Source organism: Arsukibacterium sp., from assembly GCF_018402695.1.
In the GTDB taxonomy this organism is placed as follows: domain Bacteria; phylum Pseudomonadota; class Gammaproteobacteria; order Enterobacterales; family Alteromonadaceae; genus Alishewanella.
The window spans coordinates 66,068-92,457 of record NZ_JAGYIM010000008.1 but is presented as its reverse complement, the minus strand read 5'-3'; the positions used below and the strand labels follow the sequence as shown (position 1 = coordinate 92,457).

General features: G+C 47.8%; 23 protein-coding genes and 1 tRNA gene. 16 read left to right on the top strand and 8 right to left on the bottom strand.

Annotation, left to right across the window (positions count from 1 at the left end):
• Positions 1-14 precede the first annotated feature (14 nt).
• The 3 genes from KG631_RS01375 to KG631_RS01365 form a co-directional block, all read right to left on the bottom strand.
• A complete protein-coding gene (locus KG631_RS01375) occupies positions 15-551 on the bottom strand; it encodes a phosphatase PAP2 family protein (protein ID WP_213994887.1) in 537 nt (178 codons plus the stop codon).
• Positions 552-688: 137 nt separating this feature from the next.
• Positions 689-2,161: a protein adenylyltransferase SelO gene (locus KG631_RS01370; protein ID WP_213994886.1), complete on the bottom strand. Its 1,473-nt coding sequence runs from the start codon at positions 2,159-2,161 to the stop codon at positions 689-691.
• 174 nt (positions 2,162-2,335) lie between these two features.
• A tRNA-Met gene (locus tag KG631_RS01365) sits at positions 2,336-2,412 on the bottom strand.
• A 206-nt stretch (positions 2,413-2,618) separates the two neighbouring features.
• On the opposite strand from KG631_RS01365, the gene rlmKL reads away from it, so the two are divergent.
• The 5 genes from rlmKL to rmf all read left to right on the top strand — a co-directional run bounded on the left by rlmKL (position 2,619) and on the right by rmf (position 9,315).
• Entirely contained in the window at positions 2,619-4,748 is a 2,130-nt protein-coding gene (gene rlmKL, locus KG631_RS01360; RefSeq protein ID WP_213994885.1) for a bifunctional 23S rRNA (guanine(2069)-N(7))-methyltransferase RlmK/23S rRNA (guanine(2445)-N(2))-methyltransferase RlmL, read from the top strand.
• Entirely contained in the window at positions 4,748-4,978 is a 231-nt protein-coding gene (locus KG631_RS01355) for a glutaredoxin family protein (protein ID WP_213994884.1), read from the top strand. Before rlmKL ends, KG631_RS01355 begins: the two co-directional genes overlap by 1 nt.
• A 30-nt stretch (positions 4,979-5,008) precedes the next feature.
• Positions 5,009-6,928, top strand: coding sequence for an ATP-binding cassette domain-containing protein (locus KG631_RS01350; RefSeq protein WP_213994883.1), 1,920 nt, complete (start codon positions 5,009-5,011; stop codon positions 6,926-6,928).
• Positions 6,929-6,980: 52 nt separating this feature from the next.
• Entirely contained in the window at positions 6,981-8,816 is a 1,836-nt protein-coding gene (locus KG631_RS01345; protein WP_213994882.1) for a DUF3466 family protein, read from the top strand.
• A 316-nt stretch (positions 8,817-9,132) separates the two neighbouring features.
• Positions 9,133-9,315 carry a ribosome modulation factor gene (gene rmf / locus KG631_RS01340; protein ID WP_019674311.1) on the top strand — a complete coding sequence of 61 codons (183 nt, stop codon included), beginning with the start codon at positions 9,133-9,135 and terminating at the stop codon, positions 9,313-9,315.
• 93 nt (positions 9,316-9,408) lie between these two features.
• Here the strand turns inward: rmf and fabA are convergent, their stop codons facing one another.
• Positions 9,409-9,921, bottom strand: a complete 513-nt coding sequence (gene fabA, locus KG631_RS01335; RefSeq protein WP_213994881.1) for a bifunctional 3-hydroxydecanoyl-ACP dehydratase/trans-2-decenoyl-ACP isomerase — start codon at positions 9,919-9,921, stop codon at positions 9,409-9,411.
• Between the two features lie 154 nt (positions 9,922-10,075).
• Here fabA and KG631_RS01330 point away from each other — a divergent pair, with 154 nt between their 5' ends.
• From KG631_RS01330 to KG631_RS01320, 3 genes are all read left to right on the top strand, one after another.
• Complete coding sequence (locus KG631_RS01330) at positions 10,076-10,333, top strand: hypothetical protein (protein WP_301003525.1); 258 nt, start codon at positions 10,076-10,078, stop codon at positions 10,331-10,333.
• Positions 10,334-10,410: 77 nt separating this feature from the next.
• Positions 10,411-11,268, top strand: a complete 858-nt coding sequence (locus tag KG631_RS01325; RefSeq protein WP_213994879.1) for a 6-carboxytetrahydropterin synthase — start codon at positions 10,411-10,413, stop codon at positions 11,266-11,268.
• The gene (locus tag KG631_RS01320; RefSeq protein WP_213994878.1) at positions 11,231-12,043 is read left to right on the top strand and encodes a M23 family metallopeptidase; all 813 of its coding nucleotides are present in this window, start codon (positions 11,231-11,233) and stop codon (positions 12,041-12,043) included. Before KG631_RS01325 ends, KG631_RS01320 begins: the two co-directional genes overlap by 38 nt.
• Here the strand turns inward: KG631_RS01320 and KG631_RS01315 are convergent.
• On the bottom strand, positions 11,994-13,826 hold the full coding sequence (locus tag KG631_RS01315) for a PDZ domain-containing protein (protein WP_213994877.1): 1,833 nt from the start codon (positions 13,824-13,826) through the stop codon (positions 11,994-11,996). The two genes, KG631_RS01320 and KG631_RS01315, sit on opposite strands and share 50 nt — an antisense overlap.
• A 159-nt stretch (positions 13,827-13,985) precedes the next feature.
• On the opposite strand from KG631_RS01315, the gene KG631_RS01310 reads away from it, so the two are divergent.
• From KG631_RS01310 to KG631_RS01300, 3 genes are all read left to right on the top strand, one after another.
• A complete protein-coding gene (locus KG631_RS01310; protein WP_213994876.1) occupies positions 13,986-14,402 on the top strand; it encodes an acyl-CoA thioesterase in 417 nt (138 codons plus the stop codon).
• Positions 14,403-14,538: 136 nt separating this feature from the next.
• Entirely contained in the window at positions 14,539-15,633 is a 1,095-nt protein-coding gene (locus tag KG631_RS01305; RefSeq protein ID WP_365868046.1) for a histidine kinase, read from the top strand.
• Complete coding sequence (locus KG631_RS01300) at positions 15,605-16,423, top strand: LytTR family DNA-binding domain-containing protein (RefSeq protein WP_213994874.1); 819 nt, start codon at positions 15,605-15,607, stop codon at positions 16,421-16,423. Before KG631_RS01305 ends, KG631_RS01300 begins: the two co-directional genes overlap by 29 nt.
• A gap of 35 nt (positions 16,424-16,458) precedes the next feature.
• Here KG631_RS01300 and KG631_RS01295 read toward each other — a convergent pair whose 3' ends face one another.
• The gene (locus tag KG631_RS01295; RefSeq protein WP_213994873.1) at positions 16,459-17,454 is read right to left on the bottom strand and encodes an ATP-dependent 6-phosphofructokinase; all 996 of its coding nucleotides are present in this window, start codon (positions 17,452-17,454) and stop codon (positions 16,459-16,461) included.
• Positions 17,455-17,652: 198 nt separating this feature from the next.
• On the opposite strand from KG631_RS01295, the gene KG631_RS01290 reads away from it, so the two are divergent.
• Complete coding sequence (locus tag KG631_RS01290; protein WP_213994872.1) at positions 17,653-18,624, top strand: DMT family transporter; 972 nt, start codon at positions 17,653-17,655, stop codon at positions 18,622-18,624.
• Between the two features lie 72 nt (positions 18,625-18,696).
• Here KG631_RS01290 and pyk read toward each other — a convergent pair whose 3' ends face one another.
• Together pyk and KG631_RS01280 are read right to left on the bottom strand one after the other, a co-directional pair.
• A complete protein-coding gene (pyk, locus tag KG631_RS01285; RefSeq protein ID WP_213994871.1) occupies positions 18,697-20,133 on the bottom strand; it encodes a pyruvate kinase in 1,437 nt (478 codons plus the stop codon).
• Between the two features lie 138 nt (positions 20,134-20,271).
• Complete coding sequence (locus KG631_RS01280) at positions 20,272-21,129, bottom strand: MurR/RpiR family transcriptional regulator (RefSeq protein ID WP_019674299.1); 858 nt, start codon at positions 21,127-21,129, stop codon at positions 20,272-20,274.
• A 260-nt stretch (positions 21,130-21,389) separates the two neighbouring features.
• Here KG631_RS01280 and zwf point away from each other — a divergent pair, with 260 nt between their 5' ends.
• Genes zwf through KG631_RS01260 form a run of 4 tightly spaced genes read left to right on the top strand, consistent with a single transcriptional unit; the run spans position 21,390 to position 26,388 of the window.
• Positions 21,390-22,871, top strand: a complete 1,482-nt coding sequence (gene zwf / locus KG631_RS01275; protein WP_213994870.1) for a glucose-6-phosphate dehydrogenase — start codon at positions 21,390-21,392, stop codon at positions 22,869-22,871.
• Positions 22,872-22,891: 20 nt separating this feature from the next.
• Positions 22,892-23,581 carry a 6-phosphogluconolactonase gene (pgl, locus tag KG631_RS01270; RefSeq protein WP_213994869.1) on the top strand — a complete coding sequence of 230 codons (690 nt, stop codon included), beginning with the start codon at positions 22,892-22,894 and terminating at the stop codon, positions 23,579-23,581.
• A gap of 10 nt (positions 23,582-23,591) precedes the next feature.
• Positions 23,592-25,424, top strand: coding sequence for a phosphogluconate dehydratase (gene edd / locus KG631_RS01265; protein WP_213994868.1), 1,833 nt, complete (start codon positions 23,592-23,594; stop codon positions 25,422-25,424).
• A complete protein-coding gene (locus tag KG631_RS01260; RefSeq protein WP_213994867.1) occupies positions 25,417-26,388 on the top strand; it encodes a glucokinase in 972 nt (323 codons plus the stop codon). Before edd ends, KG631_RS01260 begins: the two co-directional genes overlap by 8 nt.
• The last annotated feature ends 2 nt before the right edge of the window (positions 26,389-26,390 follow it).

Below are 26,390 nucleotides of genomic sequence, written 5' to 3'. Positions count from 1 at the left end.
ATAAATTACTGTCGTCATAGTGTGCTAACACCACTGTTCAGTACGACTAACGCAACCGCACTGCCAAGACTGACACCCGCCAGAATATCTGTGGGGTAGTGCACACCCAGTAGCACTCTTGACAGGCCGATGCCCGCCGCCATTAACAAATAATAAGCGGTATATTCAGGGTAATACGCGGCCAGGAGCCAGGCAAACATAAAGGCCGCGGCAGTATGGCCTGACGGGAAACTGAAGCGATCAGACGGTCTGATCCCGGGGGCCCAGCCATGATGTAACGGGCCTTTAGGCCGCTCACGTTGGATAGCATTTTTCAGTAGCAAATATAAAGGCAGCTCTATTGCAAATGCCAGTAACGCATGTTGAATAAACTGATTGCCCCTGGTTAAATCAAACTGCCACAATAATAAGGCAATAATAAGATACAAAGGCCCATCACCACAACGGGATAAGCCCAGACTAAGCCGTTTAACCGAGGGTAACTGGCCGATAAGATTAACCTGAAAAAACAGCCTGGTATCGAGTAAAGTCAGTTTTTGCAGTGTATTCATCAGTCATATCTCTGGCGAAACCTGCTGCCATTACAGGCTTTAAAGATGACATCCCCATGAAAATAAGATTAAACATTTATGACTGGTCGCGTCAAAGCGGCCTTACAACAGCTGATGTTAACCTGCCAATACCCTTGTTAAGTACCGCAAAATGTCCGTTGGACCCGTTCGTCTTCAGTGGCAGGCTGGCTAAACGCCAGATAAGCCGGATTAGTAGCAAAGGGTTTTAGCCAGGCCTGTTTTAACTGATTAAATAAAGTGAGATCGCCGTGCCGGGTAACTTGCTCAATGGCTTGCTGTACCAGATGATTACGGGGAATAAGCACCGGGTTAACCTGTTGCATAATACTTACTCGTTGCCCAGTCGTTAAACTCTGCTCGCCTACGCGCGCCTGCCAGCGTTGCATCCAGTTTTGCCAGCTAATTTTATCACTAAACAATTCTCCGGCTTTTGCCGGATCAAGTTGACTAAGCTGGTTGAAAAACTGGCTGAAATCGATTTGATCCTGCTGTAATAACTGCAGCAAATCGTTGATAAGTCGCTCGTCATCTTGTGCTGGGTGGGTAATGCCCAACTTAGTGGCCATTCTTTGCTGGTAATTTTGCTGATACTGCTGGCTAAAGTTTTCCAGCGCCGCTGTAGCCAACCGGATAGCTGCAGGCTGATCAGCGTTCAGTAACGGCAGTAATGTTTCAGCCAGCCGGGTTAAATTCCATTGGGCCACAGCGGGTTGGTTGCCATAGGCATAGCGGCCCCGCCGGTCAATAGCACTGAATACCGTTTTCTCATCATACGCTTCCATAAATGCACAAGGGCCATAATCAATTGTCTCACCGCTGATTGTCATATTATCTGTGTTCATAACACCGTGAATGAAGCCAAGACTCATCCAATGTGCCACTGTGGCTGCCTGAGCGGCAATAATGGCTGTCAGTAGTGCCAGGTAAGGCTGTGGTTGTGCTGCACACTGCGGGTAGTGGCGGGCGATAACGTAATCAGTAAAATCGTTAAGCAACTGACGGTCGTTGCATGAGGCAACATACTGAAAAGTACCTATCCGGATATGACTTTTCGCCACCCGGGTAAGAATAGCACCTGGTTGTGGTTCGTCCCGGTATACCATCTCACCGCTACTGACTGCAGCAAGTGCCCGGGTAGTCGGCACGCCCAAGGCATGCATGGCTTCACTAACCAGATATTCACGAATAACCGGACCCAACGGTGAGCGGCCATCACCTCCACGCGAAAAGGGGGTAGGGCCGGCGCCTTTTAACTGCAAATCATAACGCTGGCCCGAACGGCTGATCACTTCAGCCAGCAACAACGCCCGGCCATCACCCAGCCGTGGTACATAGTTAGCAAACTGATGACCGGCATAGGCCTGTGCCAATGGTTGACACCAATCAGCTACAATGTTGCCGGCAAAAAGTTGCAAGCCCTGGTCAGTTGCATGGTAACGTTCAGGTAAGCTAAGTTCCTCGGCCAGTGGCTGATTAAACGCCAGCCACTCGGGGGCAGCAACTGCTGTTGGCTGACATAGGGCATAGAGCGCAGCAGGTAACTGTTTATAAGTATGCTCAACAGTAAAGCAAGATGGCGTTTGGGGCATGGCTGACTCTTAACGACGACAATAGCTCACCACTGTAACTGAATTGCAGAGACAAAAAAACCAGCAATTGGCTGGCTTAAATGTTGGTTGCGGGAGCCGGATTTGAACACCTTCGCCCCGCAGTTATAAAGAGGAGCCCGAGGGCTGGTCAGTATAACTTGATTCTATGTTAATTGGTTGCGGGAGCCGGATTTGAACCGACGACCTTCGGGTTATGAGCCCGACGAGCTACCAGGCTGCTCCATCCCGCGTCCGTCATTGCGGGGCGCATCTTAGTGTTTTTGAGCAGGCTATGCAAGATGTTAATGCGGATATTTTCAGTAATCTGAATCATTTGCCGATTAAAGCATCAGCCTGCCTGTTTAAGCAGCATTAATCATTGCTATTACAAATCTTCAAACGTGTTTAAAGCACATTCTGTTATACTGTCGGCCATTTTATTTGAAGGTTGGTTGTTATGCTGGAATTCTGGGCTTTAACGTCAAAAGGCGTCGAAGAGCTGTTAGCTGATGAAATAAGACAATATCAGGGTGAAGTAATTAAAGTATCGATGGGTGTGGTGCGGTTTAAAGCCGAGTTGAGCAATGCCTATCAGCTTTGTTTATGGTCGCGCCTGGCGACCCGCATTATGCGCCTTATTCAGTCAGAGCCGGTAACAGCAGACTCAGATTTATACCAGATAGCCCGCAAAATTGACTGGCCTCAGCTGATGACTATCCGCCAGACGCTGGCAGTCGATTGTGTTGGCAAACATGCCACAATAGACAACAGCCAGTTTGGTGGCATGCGTTTAAAAGATGCCATTGTCGATCAGTTCCGCGAAGAAACCGGCCAGCGGCCTGACGTCGACCGGCTTAACCCGGATATGCGCTTTCAGGTGCGGCTGGAGAAGAACTATTTTCATTTCCTGCAGGACTTTTCCGGACCGTCGTTACATCAACGTGGTTACCGTTCAGGCCAGGGCGAAGCACCGTTAAAAGAACACTTAGCCGCGGCGCTGCTAAAACGTTCAGGCTGGTCGCAGGAGCAGCCCCTCTTTGACCCGTTTTGTGGAAGCGGCACTATTATTATCGAAGCGGCATTAATAGCGCTGAATAAAGCACCGGGATTAAACCGGGAGCGCTTTGCTTTTGAAGGCTGGCCAGGTCACCGTGCCAGCGTCTGGCAGCAGTTAAAAGATGCTGCCAAAGCCGAAGAGCGTAGCTTGCCGGCCCAAGTTTTATGCTATGGCAGTGATACAGATGAGCGGGCCCTGGCAAAAGCCCGTCAGAATATCGCCCGGGCAGGCGTGGCAGACTATGTTAAAGTTGATTACGCCGATGCCACTGAACTGCAAAGCTGTGTGGCAGCCACCCCTGGTGTTATTGTGACGAACCCGCCTTATGGCGAGCGGTTGGGTGATTTACCCAGCTTAATTCCGCTATACAGTAAATTCTCCCTGGCGTTAAAGCAGCATTATCAGGGCTGGCGTCTGGCTATTATTACCTCTAATGCCGATTTACTGCGCTCATTACGCTTATCAAAAAGCAAAACCTACAAGTTTACCAATGGGCCGCTGGACTGTGAATTTACCTTGTTTGAGTTGACCGAAAAGCAGGTTGCCGTCAGCTCAGATGCGCCGTCATTGTTTTTCAATGAGAGTAGCTCCTTTGGTAACCGGCTGGCAAAAAACCTGAAACAATTGCAAAAGTGGGCCAGGCGGGAAGGCATTAGCTGTTATCGTCTATACGATGCCGATATTCCGGAATATAACGTAGCGGTAGACTGGTACGACGGTGAAGTGGTGGTGCATGAATATGCAGCACCAGCCACTGTGGACGAGCAGGTTGCGCAAAAACGTTTATTTGACGTGGTAAATCAGGTACCGCAGGTACTGGGTATCAGCTCTGATAAAATGATTCTGAAAGTACGGGAAAAGCAAAAGGGCAGCAGTCAGTATCAGGCCATGGCTAAAGCCGGCCAATATAAAGAAGTGACTGAATATGGCGCTAAGTTTTTAGTTAACCTGCGTGATTATCTGGATACCGGCTTATTTTTAGACCACCGTTTAACCCGGCGCTTAATTCAACAGCAGGCTAAAGATAAAACGGTGCTGAATCTGTTTGCTTATACCGGCACCGCCTCAGTACATGCCGCTATTGGCGGCGCCAAAGCTGTTACTACGGTGGATATGTCTAATACCTATTTAGACTGGGCGAAGCGCAACTTCACCTTGAATGGTTTAATGGTCAGCGGCCCGCAGGCGAAGCAGTATCAGTTTGAACAAGCCGACTGCCTGCAATGGCTTGCCCGCTGTCGCAACCAGTTTGATTTGATTTTTGTTGACCCGCCAACTTTTTCGAATTCAAAGCGGATGGAAGATAACTGGGATGTACAGCGCGATCATGTCAAATTACTGGATATGCTGATTGGCCGGTTAAATCCGGGGGGTAAAGTGATTTTTTCCAATAATAAACGCCGGTTTAAAATTGATAAGACCGCGTTGCAAGCGTCGGGCTGGCAGGTTAACGACATATCAGCTGCCACTTTACCGGAAGATTTTAAGCGTAACCCGCATATACATGTCTGTTTCGAGCTGACACGCTAATGGCAAAATTAATATTGTACAGCACCTGGGGTTGTCATCTGTGTCAGCAGGCTGAAACCTTACTCGCCGGCATGGGGCAGGCTGTTGAAGTTGTTGACATTATTGATGATGAACAGTTATTGCAGCAGTTTCGATTGCATATACCGGTGTTAGCAGCGGATGACAAACTGCTGTACTGGCCATTTGATGCGGCCGGTGTTGCAAGTTGGCTTGAAGGCACCGTCTGTTAAAGGCATTAAGGTTTAAAGGATACTAAAGTAGTGGAATTATTACGTTTTCAGCAGGCTTGTTTGGCTTTTGGCACCAACCCGATATTGGATCATGTCGATTTTAGCCTGTTCAGTGGCGAGCGGGTTTGTCTGGTCGGGCGCAATGGCGCAGGTAAATCGTCATTCTTAAAATTGCTGACCGGTCAGCAAAATCTGGATGATGGTCAGGTTGTAGTCAATACCGGTGTAGTGCTAAGTCGATTGGAGCAGGATCCGCCGGCAAAAATGCAGACCAAAATTGCTGATTTTATCAGAGAAGGCGCCGGCGATCTGGCGGAAAAGCTGCAACAGTTTTATACCTTGTCGGAAAATCTGGATGGGGCAGGCGAGGCTGAGTATCGTCTGTTTGAGCAACTCCAAAATGAAATGGACACCCGTGATGGCTGGTCACTGGAAGCGCGGGTTAGTGATATTTGTCAGCAGTTTGACATGGACCCGGATGCCAGTCTGGCCACCTTATCTGGTGGTTGGTTGCGCAAGGCCGCCCTTGCCCGGGCCTTGATAGCCAAGCCCGATATATTATTGCTGGACGAGCCGACTAACCACCTCGATTTAGCCGCAATTCAGTGGTTAGAGCAGTTTTTACTGAATTTTAACGGCGCCATTATTTTTATATCGCACGACCGGGCCTTTATTCGGGCGCTGGCCACCCGGATTATTGACTTAGACCGTGGAGAGCTGACTTCTCACCCCGGCAACTACCAGGAATACCTGGATAGAAAGCAAAAAATGCTGGAAGATGAGCAGAAACACAACGCCTTATTTGACAAGCGGCTGGCTGAAGAAGAAGTGTGGATCCGTCAGGGCATAAAAGCCCGGCGAACCCGCAATGAAGGCCGGGTACGGGCATTAAAAGCCTTACGGCAGGAACGGGCCGCCCGGCTGGAACAGCTAGGCAAGGTCGATTTTAATATCGAGCAAGCCAACCGATCTGGCAAGCTGGTGTTTGAAGGTAAGGGAATGAGTCTGGCGTTTAACGGTAAAGCGGTAATGGACAAGCTGGATTTACTGGTAATGCGAGGCGACCGTATTGCGCTGGTGGGGCCAAACGGTGTGGGTAAGTCCAGCTTAATTAAAGTGCTGCTGGCTGACTATCAGGTAGACAGCGGTGAAGTAAAACGGGGTACTAATCTTGAGGTGGCCTATTTTGATCAACACCGGATAGCGTTGGATTTAGAGGCCACCGTCCAGGATAACGTCGCAGATGGTAAACAGGAAGTGCAGCAAAATGGTCAGAGCCGCCACGTCCTGAGTTATCTGCAGGACTTTTTGTTTCCTCCGGCCCGGGCACGTACTCCGGTTAAAGCACTATCAGGGGGGGAAAAGAACCGGTTGTTATTAGCCAAGTTATTTGCCAGACCCAGTAATTTACTTATTCTCGATGAACCCACTAACGACTTAGATGTGGAAACGCTGGAGTTGCTGGAAGACATTTTGCAGCAATATCAGGGCACCGTGATACTGGTAAGCCATGATCGGGAATTTGTTAATAACACGGTCACCAGTTCTCTGCTCTTTGCCGGCAATGGCCGGATTGTCGAAATCGCCGGGGGTTATGATGATGTTATGGCGTACCAGAACAGACAAGCAGCCAAAGCAACACCGGTAAAGTCGGCTGTGCCAAACGACGCACCAGTCACTGAAAAAACTGCTGAGCCAGCAGTTAACCCTTTAGTTAAAAATACGAAAAAGTTATCATACAAAGAAAAACGCGAGCTTGAATTATTACCCCAGCAGATTGAACAACTTGACGCTGAGCTCAGTGCTTTACAGTTGCAGGTTAACGATCCGGAATTCTTCAAACGCAATGCCGCCGACAGTCAACAGACGTTGAACCTATTGCAGCAAACCGAGTCGAAGTTGGCGCAAGCGTATGTGCGCTGGGAACAATTAGAAGCATTAAATTCTTAGTACATTACTTAGTACGATAGACGTACATTCAGAAGTACATTAGGGGCCTTGAATGAAATTATCTCGAATCAGTTTGGCGGTATTGCCACTGCTAACTGCATTTTCCACTGCTGCTGCCGTATATCAGGTAGCAGAACTTGAACCGAACACGGTATCCAAGGCAAACTTTGCTGCGGCCTTAAATGATCAGGGTAATGCTGTTGTCACTGGCCAGGGTTATATTCAGTATGACGAAAATCCGCAGTCAACAATAAGGGCTGCCAATTTTATTAATTTCCCGTTAGATGTGAGTACGATTAACTTCGAGAGTTCGACGATAACCTCTGCCTTAACCCCACAAGAAATTGAAGATGCCAAACTGGGTATTTTTGATGCCAGAGTACTTAACTTTTTTACGATTTTACTTGGTGCTACTCCGGACTTGAGAAATCAACCAGTAGGGGGGGCTGTTGCCATTTCTCAGCCAGACAATGGCACGCCTGGCGTATTACCTTTGCGTGATTTAGCGCAGCTTCGCTCAAATGATGAGTATATTTTTGATTTAAATGAGCAAGGCATTGCTGTAGGCACTGCAACAGCACCTTTTGCTAAGCAGGAATTTACCCCTGCGCCGGATCCGGAAGATGAAGAGGCGGAAACACCCGCGCCAATAACAGTTTGGCAACCTGAGCCAGGCTTTCAGTATGGAGTGGCGGTTTCTGGCAATGGCCCGGTTAATTTGTTGCCCCCCTATACTGAGTTAGGAGGGGGCTTCAGCCAGGCTTTTTCAGTAAATAATCAGGGCTTAATTGCCGGCTCTGGTTCAGTGGGCCTGGATGAAGAGGTTTACACGCTGCTGGATACAGGTTGCAACGGTGACAATGAACCTGCCGTTCTTTGCTTGAACCGGGAGCATGAAATTCGGACCAGTTCATTTTTTGAGTTAAAAAGCCAGATATACCGCAGTCAGACAGTGGTAGTACCAAATGGTTATTTTGAAAGGGCGATGCTGTGGCAGCTGCAAGCTGATGGCAGCGCGTCAGTTAGTCAAACCTTTGGTTTCTTAGGTGAGAAAGGAACCGGTGAAGTTCATCAACCTGATAATGATCAACCGGCAGTGCGTTACGCCAGTTCTGCACAGGCGGTAAATGACGATGGACTTGCCGTTGGCTATTCTATTTACAGTAATAGTGACAGAACAATCCGATTCCGGGATAGTTTTGGCCGGGAGTTTAATCGGATTTATGTCGCTCCTCATGCGTCTCTGTATCAGGATGGCGATGTGAAGGGGATCATTGACCCGACTGAATGGCTGGCAAGTATTGCTGTCGATATCAATAATAGTAATATTGTTACCGGATATGCGATAAAAACTATCAATGGTGCCCGACGCGATAAGTTTTTCTATTACGATGTCGCTGCGGATGAAGTCGTATTTCCTACAGACTTTTTTAGCAGCTCATCGTCAGTACCGGCCGCAATTAACGATAACGGCCAGATTGTGGGCCGGGCGGAAATTATTATCGGTGGCACCACTGACCGGCGTCAGCACGGTTTTGTTTATGATATTGCCAGCGATACGTTCAGTGATTTAAATAACCTGGTTGGTTGCAACGCCGATTTTACCGTAATTGATGCCAGTGCGATCAATAATAATGGTGAAATTCTGGCGACTGTGCTGCAGGTTATGCCGCAACTTGATGCCAAAGGAGAGCCAATCCTGGACGACAGTGGTAATCCGGTACTGGCTGAGCAGGCTAAAGCGGTGAAGTTATTGCCGATAGCCAATGGCGAGCAGGAAAACTGTAATACCGAGCAAGATACTTACGAACGAAATGCCGGTGGATTGGGCGGTATCGGCTTGTTACTACTAACGGCTTTTGGTTTGTTGTTCCGTCGTAGACGCTAATTAAAAGAGCGGGTCACGCCGGAATTAAAAAAGCTGCTTCGGCAGCTTTTTTTATGGCAAAAACTGATGAGATTAAAAGTTATCAAAATAAATTTTTAATCGTAATAAAATATAAATAAAAATGTCTTTAAAAGGCAAACAAGTTCAGTTCGTTAGCTTTTGTCAAGCAGTATATTAGTTAATTTCGTTTGAACCTTCTTACCCTGTCAGCTATCAATTAATGTGTACGTTGTTGTGGTATGCCGGCATCTCAGGTTGTCTGTCCGTGACCACGAATGTACTGTTAACTAATAAAAATGTTGAGGAAGACTGCCGTATGAAAAGACAAAAACGTGATCGTCTGGAACGTGCTCATGCTCAAGGTTATCGTGCCGGTGTTACCGGACGCTCCAAAGAAATTTGTCCCTATCAAAATTTAGATGCCCGCTCACAATGGCTCGGAGGTTGGCGGGAAGCAATGGAAGACCGGAATGTCGGTCTGTTTAACAAAGGCCTCTAAACGGATACTATTATACTGATTAGAAAAATAAACCCCGCCAAGCTTGCGGGGTTTATTTTGAGTTTTGCAAGGTATTGTCTTATTTGCTACAAATCAGAAACTTGACGTATCCTGAAATAAACCAACTTTTAAATCAGTTGCGGCATAAATATCACGGCCATCAACACTGACCACACCATCACCAATACCCATAAACAATTTTCTTTTAATCACTCGTTTCATATTTATAGTGTAAGTTACCTTTTTGGCAGTGGGTAATATCTGGCCAGTAAATTTAACTTCACCCACACCCAGCGCTCTGCCTTTACCCGGGCCACCACACCAACCCAGAAAGAAACCAACCAGTTGCCACATTGCGTCCAGCCCAAGGCAGCCAGGCATAACCGGATCACCTTTAAAATGACAGGCAAAGAACCAAAGTTCCGGGGTAATATCCAGCTCAGCAATGATCTGGCCTTTGCCGTACAAGCCGCCTTCTTCTGAAATATGGATAATTCTATCCATCATCAGCATATTGTCTGAAGGCAACTGGCTGTTGCCTTCACCGAATAAATCGCCATTTGCACAAGCGATTAAATCTTCTTTTGTAAAGCTATTCTTAGTCATGTATGTTTAACCCATTATAAATGCTGCGCCACTTTAGCGAACACTTGTACGCCAGACAAGTCCGATTTGTCGGTTCGCTATAATTTTTCAACCAGTCTGATAATAGTAGGCGTGCGGTTTTCACCTTACAAATAAATAAGTGATGAGTATAGCTATGAGCAGTGACAATAAGCGGGCACTGAGTAATGCCGAAAAACAGCAACGGTACCGGCAGCGGCAACAAGCTTCTGGTAAAAAAGAACTGCGTGGATATTTAACACCGGAAGCGTTAGCGTGCTACCAGGAAATTCAGGAAAAAACCCAGTGGAATGACAGTACCCTGTTGAGTAATGCCATTCGCTTAATGTATGCCGCCCATAAGTGTGGCCAGATAGGTATTCTTAATAGTTGGTTAACTGAACATAAGCGCTAAAAGCACGGCCTTTGCTCTTACTGCCGCTGAGCTGAACAGGTATACTAAACAGCAACCGCTTTAGCCTGGACATTCAGATGATCTTATTTGTAAATTCCTTAACTGTGATTGACTTTTCTTACCTGGACCTGCAACGGGGCATGGTCGGCGAGAGTTATATTGTTGATGTTGAACTGCATGGCAGTTTAGACGAAACCGCTATGGTGTTTGATTTTGCCAAAGTAAAAAAAGTGATTAAACAGGCCATCGACCAGCTGGTCGATCATAAACTTGCTTTGCCGATGGAATGCACGGCACTTGAGATGACAACTGAGTCTGAGTGCAGCCTGGTACATTACCAGAGTTTACGTGGCACTATCAGCCTGGCGTCACCGGCTGAAGCTTTTGCCTGTATTCCGACAGCACAGATTAACGAACACAGTGTTGGCCGGTTTCTTGAACAATTAATTACACCATTATTACCCGATAATGTTGCAAGGCTTAAGTTAATATTGCGACCAGAAGCCAGTACCGGCTTTTACTATCATTACAGTCATGGGTTGAAAAAACACGATGGCAACTGTCAGCGAATCGCCCATGGCCATCGTTCTACTATCCAGATTTATGCTGATGGTATGCTCTCCCCGCGTTTAAATAAAATGTGGAGTGAACGTTGGCAGGACAGTTACCTGGGTACGGAAGCTGATTTATGCGACGCCGCCGCCCTGCAGTTCCTGAGCGGTCGGGACGATGCCTATTGTTTCCGCTATCAGGCAACGCAGGGCTGGTTTGAGTTGGTTATTCCACAAAGCCATTGTGATATTGTGCCCTGTGATACAACAGTAGAGTGTCTGGCAGACTTTATTGCCAGTGAACTGAAAGCAATCGACATCACAAAAACATATAAGGTTGTAGCTTATGAAGGTGTGGCTAAAGGCGCTATTGCTCAGTGCTAGTGTGCTTGCAACAGGTAGCTTAGCAGCGGCCGACGACATTGTGCTGGACGGTAAACTTACCCAGGGCAGCTTGATCCGGGGTCAGGCGCCGGCAGGAGCCAAAGTACTGTTTAATGATAAGCCCATCAGTGTTTCCACAGAGGGTCGGTTTGTATTTGGGATTGGCCGTGATGCCAGTTTAACTCACCAGCTGACGGTTATTGAAGCTGATGGCAAGCAGCAAAACATACCACTTGCTTTCAGTAGTCGTGACTATGACATTCAGCGCATTAGCGGCGTTGCTCAGAAATATGTTACGCCACCCGCCGAAGTTACCGAGCGGATTCAGAATGATAATCGCAAAGTCCGTGCGGTACGAACGACCCTAACCGATAAAGCGGCAATTTTCGCTGAACCGGTCAGACCTGCAGTCGGGCGAATATCAGGTGTGTATGGTAGTCAGCGGGTTTTTAATGGCGAGCCCCGCAACCCACACTACGGACTTGATATTGCCGCACCGGTTGGCGCCCCGGTGTTAGCCCCCTGGGATGGCGAGGTGCTGCTGGCCGAAGATTTATATTACTCTGGCCTGACGTTAATTATTGACCATGGCATGGGGGTAACGTCGACCCTGATGCACCTGCATGCAATTAACGTTACAGTGGGTGAGCAGATCCTACAGGGAGATAAAATTGCAGAAGTAGGGGCGACCGGCCGGGTAACCGGTCCCCATCTGGATTGGCGGATTAACTGGCTACAGGAGCGGCTGGATCCGCAATTGCTGCTGCCAGAGTAGTGGTATCCTGCTGTAACCAGCAACTGGCCTTGTCAGTATTGCAAACCCTTAAGCTGGCAATTGTTGACGGGCCAGGCCGGATCGGCAACGTTAGCGCCAGCAAGCGGTCTTTGCGGTAAATTGTCAGCGGTTGTTCAGAACCTGATACCAGGCGCTGCAGTAGCTGCGGCAGGCTCTGCTCTGTTAGTTTCCAACCGGCCAAGGCCAGTAACTGATCACCAACCATTACACCGGCCTGATGTGCAGCCCCACCTTCAATTACCTGGGTAATAGTTAATAAACCCTGTTGAACTTTCACACCGGCTGCCAGGTAAGCGGGGCAGTTGATGTCATTTTTCTGCTTTCCAGCGCCACCAAGGTCATTGTGGTCTGATGCTGGCCTGAAAGTCAGCTCCAGGCCAAGCCTTAATGCCGCGTGTTGTATTGGTAGGGCTATGCTTTGGTTTACCCAGTCAAGGGCGCTGTCTGCCAGGCTGGTAAAACCGAGCGCAGTCAGACTTTCAAACAGGCTATGCTCATCGGTCCCCGTTTCCAGATAATGCTGATACATGTAATGGCAAAGCTGCTGCAGTGAGCTTCCTTGCTCCCGCAGGGCGCCTTCCAGACAAAAGGCCAGTAAAGCGCCCTTGGCGTAATAACTGACTACCGTATTAATCGCGTTTTCATCCTGTTTGTAAAACTTGGTCCAGGCAGTAAAACTGCTGTCAGCCAGGCTTTGCAGGTTATTAGCCGGGCTGCGGTTAACCCGGCTGATGAGTTTTTCCAGCGTGGCCAGATAACGCTCAGGGCTAACTAAACCACTTTGTACCAGCGCCAGGTCGTCAAAGTAGGATGTAATGCCCTCATACAACCATAACTGACGGCTATATTGCTCTGTAGCTAACTGATAAGGCTTGAATTCTGCTGGCATTAAACGCTTAACCCACCAGGTATGAAAATACTCGTGACTACATAAGGCCAGTAGCTGCTGATAATTGTCATCGGGCTGCTGACTGGTTGGCGCCGGTAAATCATAACGGTTGCATAGCAGCAGGGTAGAAAACTTATGTTCCAGTCCGCCATAACCCTGTTCAGTTACCCACAATAAAAACCAGTATTGATTTAAATCTGCTGGCAGGCAGCCGAAAACAGCAAGTTGTTGCTGGCATATCTGTTGTAAATCGGCCGCAAAACGGGGTAAATCAGCGAGATTATTCCCAGTTACCAGCAAATAATGTGGTACACCATTTACGTTGAATTGTTGCAGGTTAAAAATACCGGCCAACAGCGGGCTGTCAATAAGTTCAGCATAATCTGCGGCCTGATAAGTACCAAAACCAAGTGTTAGTGTGCCATTTACCGGTGTTAAGGCCGTTGCAACCCGCCAGTTGGCTGCTACCGGCAGCTCTGGTTTAGGCAGAACGACATGCTGCGGTAGCGAGGTTAAGTTACTGACCCCAAGACAAAGCGCCGCCGGATTTAGTATTGCTACTTCATCATCGATATAAGCCGCCCGAACCGACAAATCATAAGCGTAAATCTGGTAAATAACGGTTACCGGCTGTTGCCGGCATGTCAGTTGCCAACTTTGTTTATCCAGTTGCTCTAATGACAATGGGCCGGTTGTGTCAAAAGCTGAAATTGTCAGCAGGTGTTTGGCAAAGTCGCGGATCATATAGCTGCCGGGGATCCATGCTGGCATACTTAACTTGTGCACATTCAGCTCAGGCATAAAAGTTAACGTTACTTCAATCCGGTGACTGCTGATATCCTGTATTTTTAACTGATAACTAACGTGGTTCATTAAATCCTCAATGCAACTAGTTGAAAATGGTCTCAGAGCGCTGTCTATTCAGGCTGAGAAAATACCGTTCAATGGAGCAGTCCTGTTATAATGAGGCTAATCAGGTTGTCGCCTGCGTCATTGCTAATTTTGGTAATCTAATTTCAGAGTGAGTAGCTTATGTCAAACACCCCACCCAGTGAAACCCTTATCGCCAAGCGGACAGCTCATGCTGTTACCCGGGTAACTAAAACAGTATTCCCCGGGCGCACTAACCATCATAATACCTTGTTTGGCGGTGAGGCGTTGGCGTGGATGGATGAAGCCGCTTTTATCGCTGCCACCCGCTTTTGTCGCAAACCGCTCGTAACCGTCTGCTCCGATAGAGTTGATTTTAAAGAGTCTATTCCGGCAGGGAGCATTATTGAGCTCGTTGCCAGAATTGAACACGTAGGGCGCACCAGTATCAAAGTTCACGTCGATATATTTGTCGAAAACATGTATAACGACGACCAACATAAAGCAATATCGGGTAACTTCACCTTTGTTGCTTTAGATGCAGATCGTAAACCGACTCCGGTATTGGCAGATTTCTGATTATTACTTTTGATTTGCAAGGTAAAGCGTAATTGCGATTAATGTCTGCTGAAATCAGTTCAAGCGGCAAGGATTTACTATCGATGTTAGTTATACTCTGCCAAGCGTAATAATCCGGAATTTTATCTTGTACAAAGTGTTTGAAGATCGTAACCGCCAGTTTTGGATCCTGCATAGTCTGGGCTGGCTTGGTTTTGCTATTGTTAATTATCTTGGTTCTCTGGTTCAGGAAACCCGGGATGCCTATTTAATAGTCGTTGCCTTAGATGCCTATGTCGGCTGGCTTATCACTATTCCGCTGCGCTATATTTATCAGCGTATCTGGTTCTGGCAGCCCTGGCGCATGATTTTATTGGTGCTGGTGTTAGCACTAGTGATCGCAGCGGTGTGGACCAGCGTAAGGAACTTTAATTATTGGGAAATATACCGACATGGTTACCGGCCAGACGATTGGTTACTCTACATAAGAGACACCCCGGTAGCGTTTTATGTCATGCTTAGCTGGAGTGGTTTATATTTTGGTATCAAATATTACCAGACCCTGCAACTGGAAAAACAAAAGTCGTTAACGGCCACGAACAAGGCTCATGAAGCACAGCTGAAAATGTTGCGTTACCAGCTAAACCCACATTTTCTGTTCAATACGTTAAATGCAATTTCGACCTTAGTATTGATAAACGAAACCGACACTGCCAATAAAATGGTAACCAGATTAAGTGATTTTTTACGGTATTCACTTTATAAAGATCCGATAAACCGGGTACCGCTGGAGCAAGAGCTGTACGCGGCAAAATTGTATCTGGAAATTGAGAAAGTACGGTTTTCTGAACGTTTAACCATAGAGTTTGATATCGAACAAGGCACCGAGCGGGCGCTGGTGCCAAGTTTAATTTTGCAGCCATTAATTGAGAATGCAATTAAATACGCTGTAGCGAGCCAGGTTAATGGCGGTGCTATCGCCATCACCGCAAAAAAATTCGGGCACGATTTGTTGTTAGAAGTATCTGATAATGGTCCGGGCATGCCAATTAGTGACGGTATTCCCAAAAATAGTGCCAGCGGGGTAGGGTTAGTGAACACTAAAGAGCGTCTGGCAGCACTTTATGATAATGACTTTGCTCTGGTACTGACTCACAACGAGCCCAAAGGGCTGAAAGTCAATATCCGGATCCCTTTACAGTTAGAGCAATTGGAAACAAACCATGTTGAAGGTAATAGTAGTAGACGATGAACCCTTGGCACGTAAAGGCATGCTGGTCAGGCTGGCAGCTTTTACAGAGCTGGAAGTAGTTGCCCAGTGTAGTAATGGTGATGAAGCCGTAAGCCGTATTCTGGAGTTAAAGCCTGACGTGGTATTTCTTGATGTAGAAATGCCGGGTATGGATGGCTTTGCGGTGCTGAAGTGTTTGCAGCAACAGCAGCTTAAATTGCCATACATCGTATTTGTTACCGCTTATGATCATTATGCTTTCAATGCTTTCGAAGTGAATGCACTTGATTACGTGTTGAAACCGGTTGAACCAGAGCGCTTAAAAGCCGCGGTGGAAAAGGTATTGAAGTTTCACGCCGCCGCTGACAGCCAGAAGCACAAAGGCCAGCTTGCCGCTGCCGTTGCTAAGCTTACCGGTGACGAAACGGGCAATATTTTACAGCGACTGGATAAATCTGAGCCAGTGGTCAACGATCGGTTTCCAGAAGCGATTAGTATTAAGGATAGCGGCGAAATCACCCGGGTACCTGTTGCGGAAATAGACTGGGTTGATGCTGCAGGCGACTATATGTGTATCCATACCAAAGACGGTCAGACTCACATACTACGCCGAACGATGAAAGAACTTGAGCAGGAGCTTGATCCGAGACTGTTCGTCCGGGTGCACCGCTCTGCTATTGTCAATGTTCATACTATTGCGAAATTACAAATGCTCTCTAATGGCGAGCATCAGTTGATGCTAACTAACGGCCAGGCAGTTAAAGTCAGCCGTAGTTACAAAGACCGGGTAAAGCAGGTGTTTAGTCACTGAAGCGGGTAAGCAACATTTACTCAGATAAAGGCAGCTTAATAGCTGCCTATTTGTTGTTGCCAGCGGACTAAAAACGGATCTATGGTTTTTGTGCCGTCACCGGTTTTCGCCAGCGGATATAAACACACTTCGCCATTCACTTCGCCTGCCATTACCAGCGTAACACCCTGCAGTAATTGCTCTACCGCGAAGGCACCCAATTTAGTAGCAAGAATGCGGTCGGCGCCAATCGGACTGCCACCACGTTGAATATGGCCAAGAATACAGGCGCGACATTCAATACCTATTGCTGCAGTCAGTGCTTCCGCCAATGCGGTGGTGCCACCTGGGTAGCTATTTTCAGCGACGACGATTAAGTAGCTGGATTTTCCTTTCAGTAATTGAGCATGCTGAATTGGTTTAATTACTGACCTTAAATTATCAGGGCTGAGTTTACCGAACTCCGGACAGATAATTTGCTCCGCGCCGCCGGCAATGCCAGCAGCCAGGCTCAGATATCCGCTGTGGCGCCCCATCAGCTCCACCAGAAAAATGCGTTCAAAGGCGTCAGCAGTATCGCGAATTTTATCGATAGCATCTAGTGCTGTATCGATTGCAGTCGCAAAACCTATGGTATGGTCTGTGCCATCTACGTCATTGTCTATCGTGCCGGGAATGCCTATCAGCTGACCATCATAGTGTTTACTGATTGCCATGGTTCCGCGAAAACTGCCATCACCACCAATAACAATAAGCGCATCGATATTGAGTTCTTGCAAGCTTAATGCAGCTCTGGCCGGGCCATCTGCCTGCTGCAGAGCAGGGCAGCGGGCACTTTTTAAAATAGTGCCTCCACGCTGGATAATATTATCGACATGCTGCGGATGGAGAGTCTGATACTCTTGTTCCAGCAAACCATTGAAACCATGCTTAAAACCGATAACCTCGATATTGCAGGCCGCAGCAGTCAGCAGAATAGCCCGAATACAGGCATTCATACCTGGCGCATCTCCGCCGGAAGTCAGAACTGCGAGTCGTTTAATATTACTCATTGTTAATCCTATACTGTAAATAGTCGCTGCAGTGTTGAGCTAACGCCAGTAGATTTTAGCTTAGTATAGTTTCTGAGCGGCGAAGACACTTGATTTGTCGCAAACATACATAAATTACAAGACAGTTATAAGCTAAATAAGCGACAATATCGACAGCTGACTCACCAGCTTTTGCCTGTTGAAGGAAACGTTGCTTTTATGCACCAAATTACCGGAAAAAGTGTTATCGGCCTGCTGTTGGCGCTGACGACTGCCATTTTGTGGGGCATTTTACCCATAGCGCTTAAAATTGTGCTGGACGTACTATCAGCGAATACCATTACAGCAATCCGGTTTCTGGCTGCTGCAGTTATTGTGGGTCTCTGGCTGGCGGCAAGAGGCAAATTGCCTGCTATGAAGCAAATGTATAATCGCAAAGTAGCCTGGTTAATGGTAATCGCAGTTGTTGGCCTGTTATCTAACTATATTATGTATTTAAGCGGATTAAATTATTTAACTGCCGAAACAGGACAGGTAGTCATCCAGCTGGCACCATTTTTAATGATGCTGGGTGGTATTCTGATCTTTAAAGAGAAATTATTATTGTGGCAAAAAATAGGCGCTTTAACGTTATTAGGCGGTTTGCTGCTGTTTTTTAACGAGCGGCTGGTTCAACTGGTATTGCAAGCCAGTTCTGAGACACTTGGCGTGCTGCTGGTGATTGCCGCTGGCATTACCTGGGCCGCCTATGCTCTGGCTCAGAAACAGCTGCTGGTTAACTATAGCTCAAAACAAATTATGTACCTGCTCTATGTAGCCGGTACTGTCTGTTTTATTCCTGTGTCAGATTTCACCCCCCTGCAAACAATGAGTTATTTGCATTGGGGGTTATTGGTGTTTTGTTGTTTAAATACCGTGGTAGCTTATGGTGCTTTTGCTGAAGCTTTGCACCACTGGGAAGCGTCCAAGGTTAGTGCTGTGCTGGCTGTCACGCCGTTGTTTACTATCTTGTTCGCTAATATTACCGGTTGGATTTTTCCCGATTTTTTGCAAGCCCAGCAACTTAATCTCTGGTCATGGCTGGGCGCACTTATGGTTGTTACCGGCTCAGCATTAACGGCGCTGGCGCCGCAGTTTGTCGAATACCGGGCAGCGAAACGGGTCAGAAAACTGCAAAGGGATGTGTTTTAGCAATTAGAGATACTTTTCTAATAATAAAGGGCCAACCGGCCCTTTATTATTAGTGGCAACGCTGATTAAGAGCTATTTTACCTGAACAATTTTACAGGTATTAGATGCACCAATCGTTTCCATAGCATCACCATGGGTCATGATGACCAGATCACCACTTTTCAGGCCCGCCTGTTTGCGGATAGCATCAATAGCGGCATCCGCCAGTGACTGAGCTGATTGGGCTGTGCTATCAAAAAATGCCGGATAAACACCACGGTACAAGGCCATTTTATTTAATGTTTTGTCATGACGGGACAATGCATAAATAGGTTGAGGTGAGGTTATCCGCGACATCAATTTTGCTGTGTAGCCAGACTCAGTTAACGCAATAATCGCTTTAATATCGGCTAAATGATTGGCTGCATACATCGCGGACAGAGCGATGGTTTCACTTATTTCAGTAAACGCAACATCCATCCGGTGTTTAGAAATTTGCACACTGGGATGCTTTTCAGCACCGTCACATACCCTGGCCATCGCTTTTACGGTTTCAGTCGGGTATTTACCGGCGGCGGTTTCAGCAGACAACATCACCGCATCAGTGCCATCAAGCACCGCATTGGCCACGTCCATGACTTCCGCCCGGGTCGGCATTGGGCTTTCAATCATACTTTCCATCATTTGCGTGGCGGTAATTACTACCCGGTTGAGTTGACGAGAGCGGGCAATTATCCGTTTTTGCTGACCGACCAACTCAGCATCGCCAATTTCAACACCTAGATCGCCCCGGGCAACCATTACGGCATCCGACGCCCGGATGATGTCGTCCAGCGTTTCGTTGTCGGCGACGGCTTCTGCCCGTTCAATTTTTGCCATTAAACGCGCTTCTGAACCCGCGGCCCGGGCTAAATCCCGCGCCATCCGCATATCATCGCCGCTGCGCGGGAAGGACACCGCCAGGAAATCTACATCAATTTCAGCTGCGGTAATAATGTCGGCTTTATCTTTTTCAGTCAGGGCAGGGGCTGTCAGGCCACCCCCCTGGCGGTTAATACCTTTATTATTGCTAAGCTTGCCGCCGACAGTAACTTTGGTATAAACCCGGTCACCGTCTACCCGCTCAACCTGCAACTGGATCCTGCCATCGTCCAGCAACAGTAAATCACCAGCGCTAACGTCCTGGGGTAACGCTTTATAATCGATACCAACCTGATGATGATCACCTTCGCCTTTCGCCAGGCTGGCATCCAGCACAAACTGCTGACCGTCGGCTAACAATACCGCACCTTCTTTAAAAGTCGATACCCGAATTTTAGGGCCCTGCAAGTCGCCGAGAATGGCAACATGGGCACCCAGTTTCGTCGCTGCAGCGCGAACCATGCTGGCGCGTTCCCGATGATCATCCGCACTGCCATGAGAGAAATTCAGTCTGAACACCGATGCACCGGCACTGATAAGCTTTTCGATTGATTGCTGGGTATTAGTAGCGGGGCCGAGGGTAGCGACTATTTTGGTTCTTCTTGGCATCAGATGCTCCTGCTGTTGAACGCGGATCTTACAAGACTTTAAGTGTAATGTAATTTTATTACAGAATACAGCGGCAATAGAATTAAAAGCGACAGGTTGGTGCAGTTGCCCAACCTGATTATGGTTCTAGACGGCAACTTAGTTGGCAAAGTCTTTCTTTTCAAAGCGTGATCCGCGCAGACTGTCTTTCACTTTTTTCAGGTTTTCCCTGAATTTACTGCCACGTCGTAAAGTAAAACCGGTGGCCAGAATATCAATCAATACCAGTTGGGCAACCCGCGAAGCCATTGGCATATACATATCGGTGTCTTCCGGCACATCCAGTGACAATACCAGGGTACACTCCCGGGCTAAGGGGCTGTCATACGCGGTAATTCCGATTACTGTAGCATCGTTTTCCCGGGCAATGGCTGCAATGTCACAGAGGTTTTTCGTGCGGCCGGTATGGCTGATACATACCACGACATCCCCGTCTGAACTGTTAATTGCCGACATGCGTTGCATTACAATGTCGTCAAAACACACCACAGGTACATTAAAACGGAAAAACTTATTCTGGGCATCATGCGCTACTGAAGCGGAGGCCCCCAAACCAAAAAATGAGATTTTTTTTGCCTGAGTCAGCACATCAACTGCCCGGTTAATAGTGTTAATATCAACCCTTTGCCTTGCTGTATCTAACGCAGCCATGGTCGACTCGAAAATCTTAGCGGTGTAGGCCTCAGGGCCATCCTCCTCTTCTACATGCCGGTTAACATAAGGGGTACCGTTGGCAAGGCTTTGCGCTAAATGCAGTTTGAAATCAGGAAAGCCTTTGGTATCAAGGCGGCGGCAGAACCGGTTAACAGTAGGCTCGCTGACATCGGCCATTTTGGCCAGGGCTGCTATACTACTGTGGATAGTAATCTGTGGATTAGCCAGAATAACATCGGCAACCTTGCGCTCAGACTTGCTGAAGCTGGTAACACTACTTACGATTTTTTCCAGTACGTTCATCCGCTAATTCCTGATCTTTTAAAATGTTATGGTGGCAAGACTTGTTGTTGCTTTGGTTATACACCAACGCAACAGACAAAACAGTATTAAATTTACCACAAAACTGTAATTGCATTGCTAAGGCTGCCTTAATATGTAAGATTAGTCAAAATATAAGTTATTATGTAATTAAATTACAGAAAATTGGGTTTACACTGCAATTTCAGCGCGGTAGTATGCCTTAAGTGTTGTAAAATTACGTATTATTGCAAGGGTCAGATATGACAACAACAGCACAGAATGCCCAGAATAACGCCTGTGATTTGATCTTATTCGGTACAAAAGGTGACCTGGCGCGGCGCAAGTTACTACCGGCGTTATACCAGTTAGAGAAAGCTGGCCTGCTGGCGGCAGATTCGCGGATTATCGGGGTCGCCCGTGATGCGATGGATAACAGTGGCTACCTTGATATGGTGAAAACTAATCTGACAACCTTTTTAAAGAAGGAAACGTTGGATGAGACAGTCTGGCAACAACTGGCTGCGAAACTGTTGTATGTACAACTCGATTTGACCCAAACCAGTGATTATAAAAAATTAGGTAAACTGGTAGATGCCAGCAAACGCACGCCTGTTAGCTACTTTGCCACCCCCCCGGCCTTGTTTGGTGATCTGTGTAAAGGTCTGGCTGCAGCGGGTTTAGCGGCTGAACCGTCCAGGGTAGTGCTTGAAAAGCCGATTGGACATGATTTAGCGTCTTCAATTGTTATCAATGATCAGGTCGCTGAGCACTTTAAAGAATGCCAGATTTACCGGATAGACCATTACCTGGGTAAAGAAACCGTGCTTAATTTATTAGCACTGCGGTTTGCCAATGCGATTTTTGCGTCTAACTGGGATCATAATGCAATCGACCATGTACAAATTACTGTCGCTGAAGAAGTCGGCGTGGAAGGCCGCTGGAGTTACTACGATGACGCCGGCCAGATGCGTGATATGGTGCAAAACCACTTATTACAAGTATTGTCATTAATTGCGATGGAGCCGCCCGCCAGGCTCGACGCCGACAGTATTCGGGATGAAAAATTAAAAGTACTTAAAGCATTACGGCGCATCGACAGTAGTAATGTTCAGGAAAAGACCGTCAGGGGGCAGTATGCCAGCGGTTTTGTTAGTGGTAAACAGGTACCCGGTTATCTGGAAGAAGATGGTGCCCGTTCGGGTAGTCGGACTGAAACCTTTGTTGCGATTAAAGTTGATATAGATAACTGGCGCTGGGCTGGTGTACCGTTTTACTTGCGCACTGGTAAACGGATGCCGAAAAAACACAGTGAAGTGGTCATTTGTTTTAAGCCACAACCGCATAATATTTTTCATGAAACCTACAATGAGCTGCCCGCAAATAAATTGATTATTCGCTTGCAACCCGATGAGGGGGTAGAGGTGCAGGTCATGAATAAAATACCGGGTCTTGGCGAGCATATGCGCCTGCAACAAAGCAAGTTAGACTTAAGTTTTGACGAAACCTTTAAATCACAACGCATAGCGGATGCTTACGAGCGGCTGTTGCTGGAAGCTATGCTGGGTAATCAGTATTTATTTGTCCGTCGTGACGAAGTAGAGCAAGCCTGGCAGTGGGTTGATGGTATTCTGAATGCCTGGAAGAACAATAATGAACCTGCCAAAACCTACCAGGCAGGGACCTGGGGGCCGGTTGCTTCTATTTCAATGCTGGCACGTGACGAGCGCAACTGGGACGAATAAACGGATTAGGCGAATAAAAAATGCAACTTCATCAATACTCCGATAGCAACGCGTTAAATACAGATTTTGCCAATCGATTGGTTATGCTGCTAAATGAAGCCATTGCCCAGCGTGGCCGGGCTTATTTAGTTGTATCTGGTGGCAGAACACCCACAGCGCTGTTTAATGCGTTATCTGAAACTGATTTAGCATGGCAAGACGTAACCATTTTACTAGCAGATGAGCGTTTTGTGCCGGTTGATACTGCCGATAGCAACGAGCGACTGGTGAAAGCCAACTTGGTAAAAGGCAAGGCAGCAGGGGCGGAGTTTATCAGCTTGTATGCGCCAGCGGCGACAGCCGAAGATGCGGTTGCCACCGTTTTGCCACGAATAGCCAAGTTACCGGCGTTTGATGCCGTCATTCTGGGCATGGGTGAAGACGGTCATACCGCATCGTTTTTTCCATGTAGCACTGAACTTAGTGCAGGTCTTGCGGCAGATGCACCAGCCGTGTTGGCTGTTAATCCCACTACTGCACCTCACCAGCGGATATCGCTTAGTTTGCCCAGGTTACTCAATACCCGGCAATTATTTATTCATCTGGTTGGTCAGAGTAAGCTTGCGGTGCTGAATAAAGCGCAGGCTGATACCGATGTCACCAGTATGCCAATCAGGGCTGTGCTGCAGCAGCCAGATGTTGATGTGGCTGTAATGTACGCAGCTAATTAGAGGAAGTGTTATGAATCCTGTTATTCAACGGGTAACCGACCGCATTATTGCCCGCAGTGCTAAAAGCCGGGCTATTTATCTGGCGCGTATTGATGAAGCCGGCCAGTCCGGACCGCATCGAGGCGTGCTGAGTTGCGGTAACCTGGCCCATGGTTTTGCCGCCTGTAATAAACAGGATAAAGCAGATTTACGTAGTCTGACCAAAGCCAATATCGGCATTGTCTCCTCGTATAACGATATGTTATCTGCCCACCAGCCCTATGAAACCTATCCGGAAATCATTAAACAGGCAGTAAACGAGGTGGGTAGTGTGGCGCAGTTTGCCGGCGGTGTGCCTGCTATGTGTGACGGCGTTACTCAGGGCCAGCCTGGCATGGAGTTAAGCTTGCTTAGCCGCGATATTATCGCGATGTCAGCTGCAGTTGGCTTATCGCATAATATGTTTGATGGCGGCCTGATGCTGGGTATTTGTGACAAAATAGTCCCGGGCTTATTGATGGCCGCATTAAGCTTTGGTCATTTGCCATTCGTTTTTGTGCCGGCCGGCCCTATGCCTTCAGGTATTCCCAACAAAGAAAAAGCCCGGGTACGTCAGTTATTTGCTGAGGGTAAAGTCGGTAAAGAAGAATTGCTGGAAGCAGAGTCGGCATCTTATCACTCAGCCGGCACCTGTACGTTTTACGGTACAGCTAACTCTAATCAGTTAGTAGTAGAAATGATGGGGCTGCATTTGCCAGGCTCCTCATTTGTTAACCCGGGCAGTGCCTTACGGGACGAACTCACTAAAGCTGCCGCTCGTCAGGTAACCCGTTTAACTCAGCTGGGTGACAATTATTTACCAATCGGCAAGCTGGTTGATGCAAAAGCCATTGTTAACGGTATTGTCGGCTTGCTGGCAACCGGTGGTTCTACCAACCACACAATGCATTTGGTTGCCGTAGCAAGGGCAGCTGGTTTTATTGTCAACTGGGACGACTTTGCCGAATTGTCTGCAGCGACACCGTTATTAACCCGGATTTATCCTAATGGCCAGGCTGATATTAACCATTTTCAGCATGCTGGTGGTATGGCACTGCTGATCCGTGAGTTACTTGACGCCGGCTTACTGCACGAAGATGTGCAAACTATCGCCGGCCCAGGCCTGCGGCGCTATACCCAGCAACCGTTGTTAAAAGACGGCAAACTGCACTGGGTTGATGCACCCGAGCATTCACTGGACCCTGAAGTACTGGCGACAGTCGCCAAGCCATTTAAAAGTCATGGTGGTTTGGAAGTGCTGTCGGGCAATATTGGGCGGGCTATTCTTAAAACCTCCGCGTTACGTGATGGCACCGAAGTTATCAAGGCGCCGGCTGTGGTTTTTCATAGTCAGCATGAGCTGGATGCGGCATTTAAAGCCGGTGAGCTAAATAAAGATTGTATTGTGGTAGTCAGGTTCCAGGGGCCGAAAGCCTGTGGTATGCCGGAATTGCATAAACTGACGCCACCGCTGGGTGTGCTGCAGGACAAAGGTTTTAAAGTTGCACTGGTCACCGATGGCCGGATGTCAGGCGCATCAGGCAAGGTTCCAGCGGCAATTCATGTCACCCCGGAAGCCGTTGATGGCGGTGCAATTGGCCGGATTAAAACCGGTGATATGATGTTGGTTGACGGCAACAGCGGTAAGTTGGAAGTGCTGGTTGATGAAGCTGAGTTTAATGCAAGAGAAGCGGCGCAAAGTGATTTAAGCCACAACTTTTATGGCATGGGCCGGGAAATGTTTGGCGCAATGCGGGCCCAGCTAAGTGGGGCCGAGCAAGGAGCCTGCAGTTTGTTCGTTACTGAGGAGCACCTGCATGGCTAACCCGGTAGACTACGCCATAGTAGCAGATATTGGTGGTACCAACGCCCGTTTCAGTCGGGTCAACTTGACGACCCTGGCGTTGGATCATGTGGCGGTATATCCCTGTGCAACGTTCGCCAGCCTGGCCGATGCGTTACAACATTACCAGCAAGAACAGCAACTGACTGCATTAAAGCATGTAGCCATTGCCATTGCCTGTCCGGTAACCGGTGATGATGTCAGCATGACTAATTTTCACTGGCATTTTTCAGTCAGTGCGATGCAACGTCAGTTGGGGTTAGCACGGTTGCTGGTGATGAACGATTTTACCGCAGTAGCAATGTGTCTTCCGGCACTTACCGCCGATGACAAAGTTCAGATAGGCCAGGGTAGCGCACGGCATTCACAGCCAATGGCAGTGCTGGGTGCAGGTACCGGCCTGGGAGTGGCACATTTAATTAACGTCGACAATAAGTTTATTCCATTGCCAGGCGAAGGTGGTCACATCGACTGGGCGGCACAAACCGAACAAGAATGGTTTATTCAGCAAGTGCTGAGTAAAGACTATGGCCATGTTTCACCAGAGCGGTTGTTATCAGGTCCGGGTCTTGAGGCAATATACCGGGCGTTAGCATTGTACCGTCGTTTAGATGTTGCTCCGCTGGCAGCAGGGGAGATTGGTAATTTGGCACTGTCTGGTAAATCCGAACTTGCCAGCGCCACTGTTGCCCAGTTTTTCGCCAGTTTAGGCAGTGTTGCCGGTGATTTAGCCCTTACGCTCAGTACTTTTGGCGGCGTTTACGTCGCTGGTGGCATAACGCCTAAATTATTGCCGCTGATGGCTGCAAGTGATTTCAGAACCCGTTTTGAAGCAAAAGGTCGGTTTAGCGCGTTTAATCGCCAGATCGCCACTTATATCGTGACTGCACCCCAGCCAGGGTTACTTGGCGCAGCAGTTTACTTAAAACAATCTTTGGCGAGTTAATG

Coding starts and splice junctions, on each gene's coding strand:
- pgl (WP_213994869.1), top strand. CDS start 22,892: ATGCAACTTCATCAATACTCCGATAGCAACGCGTTAAATACAGATTTT.
- KG631_RS01310 (WP_213994876.1), top strand. CDS start 13,986: ATGTCAAACACCCCACCCAGTGAAACCCTTATCGCCAAGCGGACAGCT.
- KG631_RS01330 (WP_301003525.1), top strand. CDS start 10,076: ATGAGCAGTGACAATAAGCGGGCACTGAGTAATGCCGAAAAACAGCAA.
- KG631_RS01325 (WP_213994879.1), top strand. CDS start 10,411: ATGATCTTATTTGTAAATTCCTTAACTGTGATTGACTTTTCTTACCTG.
- KG631_RS01280 (WP_019674299.1), bottom strand. CDS start 21,129: ATGAACGTACTGGAAAAAATCGTAAGTAGTGTTACCAGCTTCAGCAAG.
- KG631_RS01370 (WP_213994886.1), bottom strand. CDS start 2,161: ATGCCCCAAACGCCATCTTGCTTTACTGTTGAGCATACTTATAAACAG.
- KG631_RS01320 (WP_213994878.1), top strand. CDS start 11,231: ATGAAGGTGTGGCTAAAGGCGCTATTGCTCAGTGCTAGTGTGCTTGCA.
- rmf (WP_019674311.1), top strand. CDS start 9,133: ATGAAAAGACAAAAACGTGATCGTCTGGAACGTGCTCATGCTCAAGGT.
- KG631_RS01355 (WP_213994884.1), top strand. CDS start 4,748: ATGGCAAAATTAATATTGTACAGCACCTGGGGTTGTCATCTGTGTCAG.
- KG631_RS01260 (WP_213994867.1), top strand. CDS start 25,417: ATGGCTAACCCGGTAGACTACGCCATAGTAGCAGATATTGGTGGTACC.
- KG631_RS01290 (WP_213994872.1), top strand. CDS start 17,653: ATGCACCAAATTACCGGAAAAAGTGTTATCGGCCTGCTGTTGGCGCTG.
- fabA (WP_213994881.1), bottom strand. CDS start 9,921: ATGACTAAGAATAGCTTTACAAAAGAAGATTTAATCGCTTGTGCAAAT.
- rlmKL (WP_213994885.1), top strand. CDS start 2,619: ATGCTGGAATTCTGGGCTTTAACGTCAAAAGGCGTCGAAGAGCTGTTA.
- KG631_RS01375 (WP_213994887.1), bottom strand. CDS start 551: ATGAATACACTGCAAAAACTGACTTTACTCGATACCAGGCTGTTTTTT.
- edd (WP_213994868.1), top strand. CDS start 23,592: ATGAATCCTGTTATTCAACGGGTAACCGACCGCATTATTGCCCGCAGT.
- KG631_RS01300 (WP_213994874.1), top strand. CDS start 15,605: ATGTTGAAGGTAATAGTAGTAGACGATGAACCCTTGGCACGTAAAGGC.
- KG631_RS01295 (WP_213994873.1), bottom strand. CDS start 17,454: ATGAGTAATATTAAACGACTCGCAGTTCTGACTTCCGGCGGAGATGCG.
- pyk (WP_213994871.1), bottom strand. CDS start 20,133: ATGCCAAGAAGAACCAAAATAGTCGCTACCCTCGGCCCCGCTACTAAT.
- KG631_RS01345 (WP_213994882.1), top strand. CDS start 6,981: ATGAAATTATCTCGAATCAGTTTGGCGGTATTGCCACTGCTAACTGCA.
- zwf (WP_213994870.1), top strand. CDS start 21,390: ATGACAACAACAGCACAGAATGCCCAGAATAACGCCTGTGATTTGATC.
- KG631_RS01315 (WP_213994877.1), bottom strand. CDS start 13,826: ATGAACCACGTTAGTTATCAGTTAAAAATACAGGATATCAGCAGTCAC.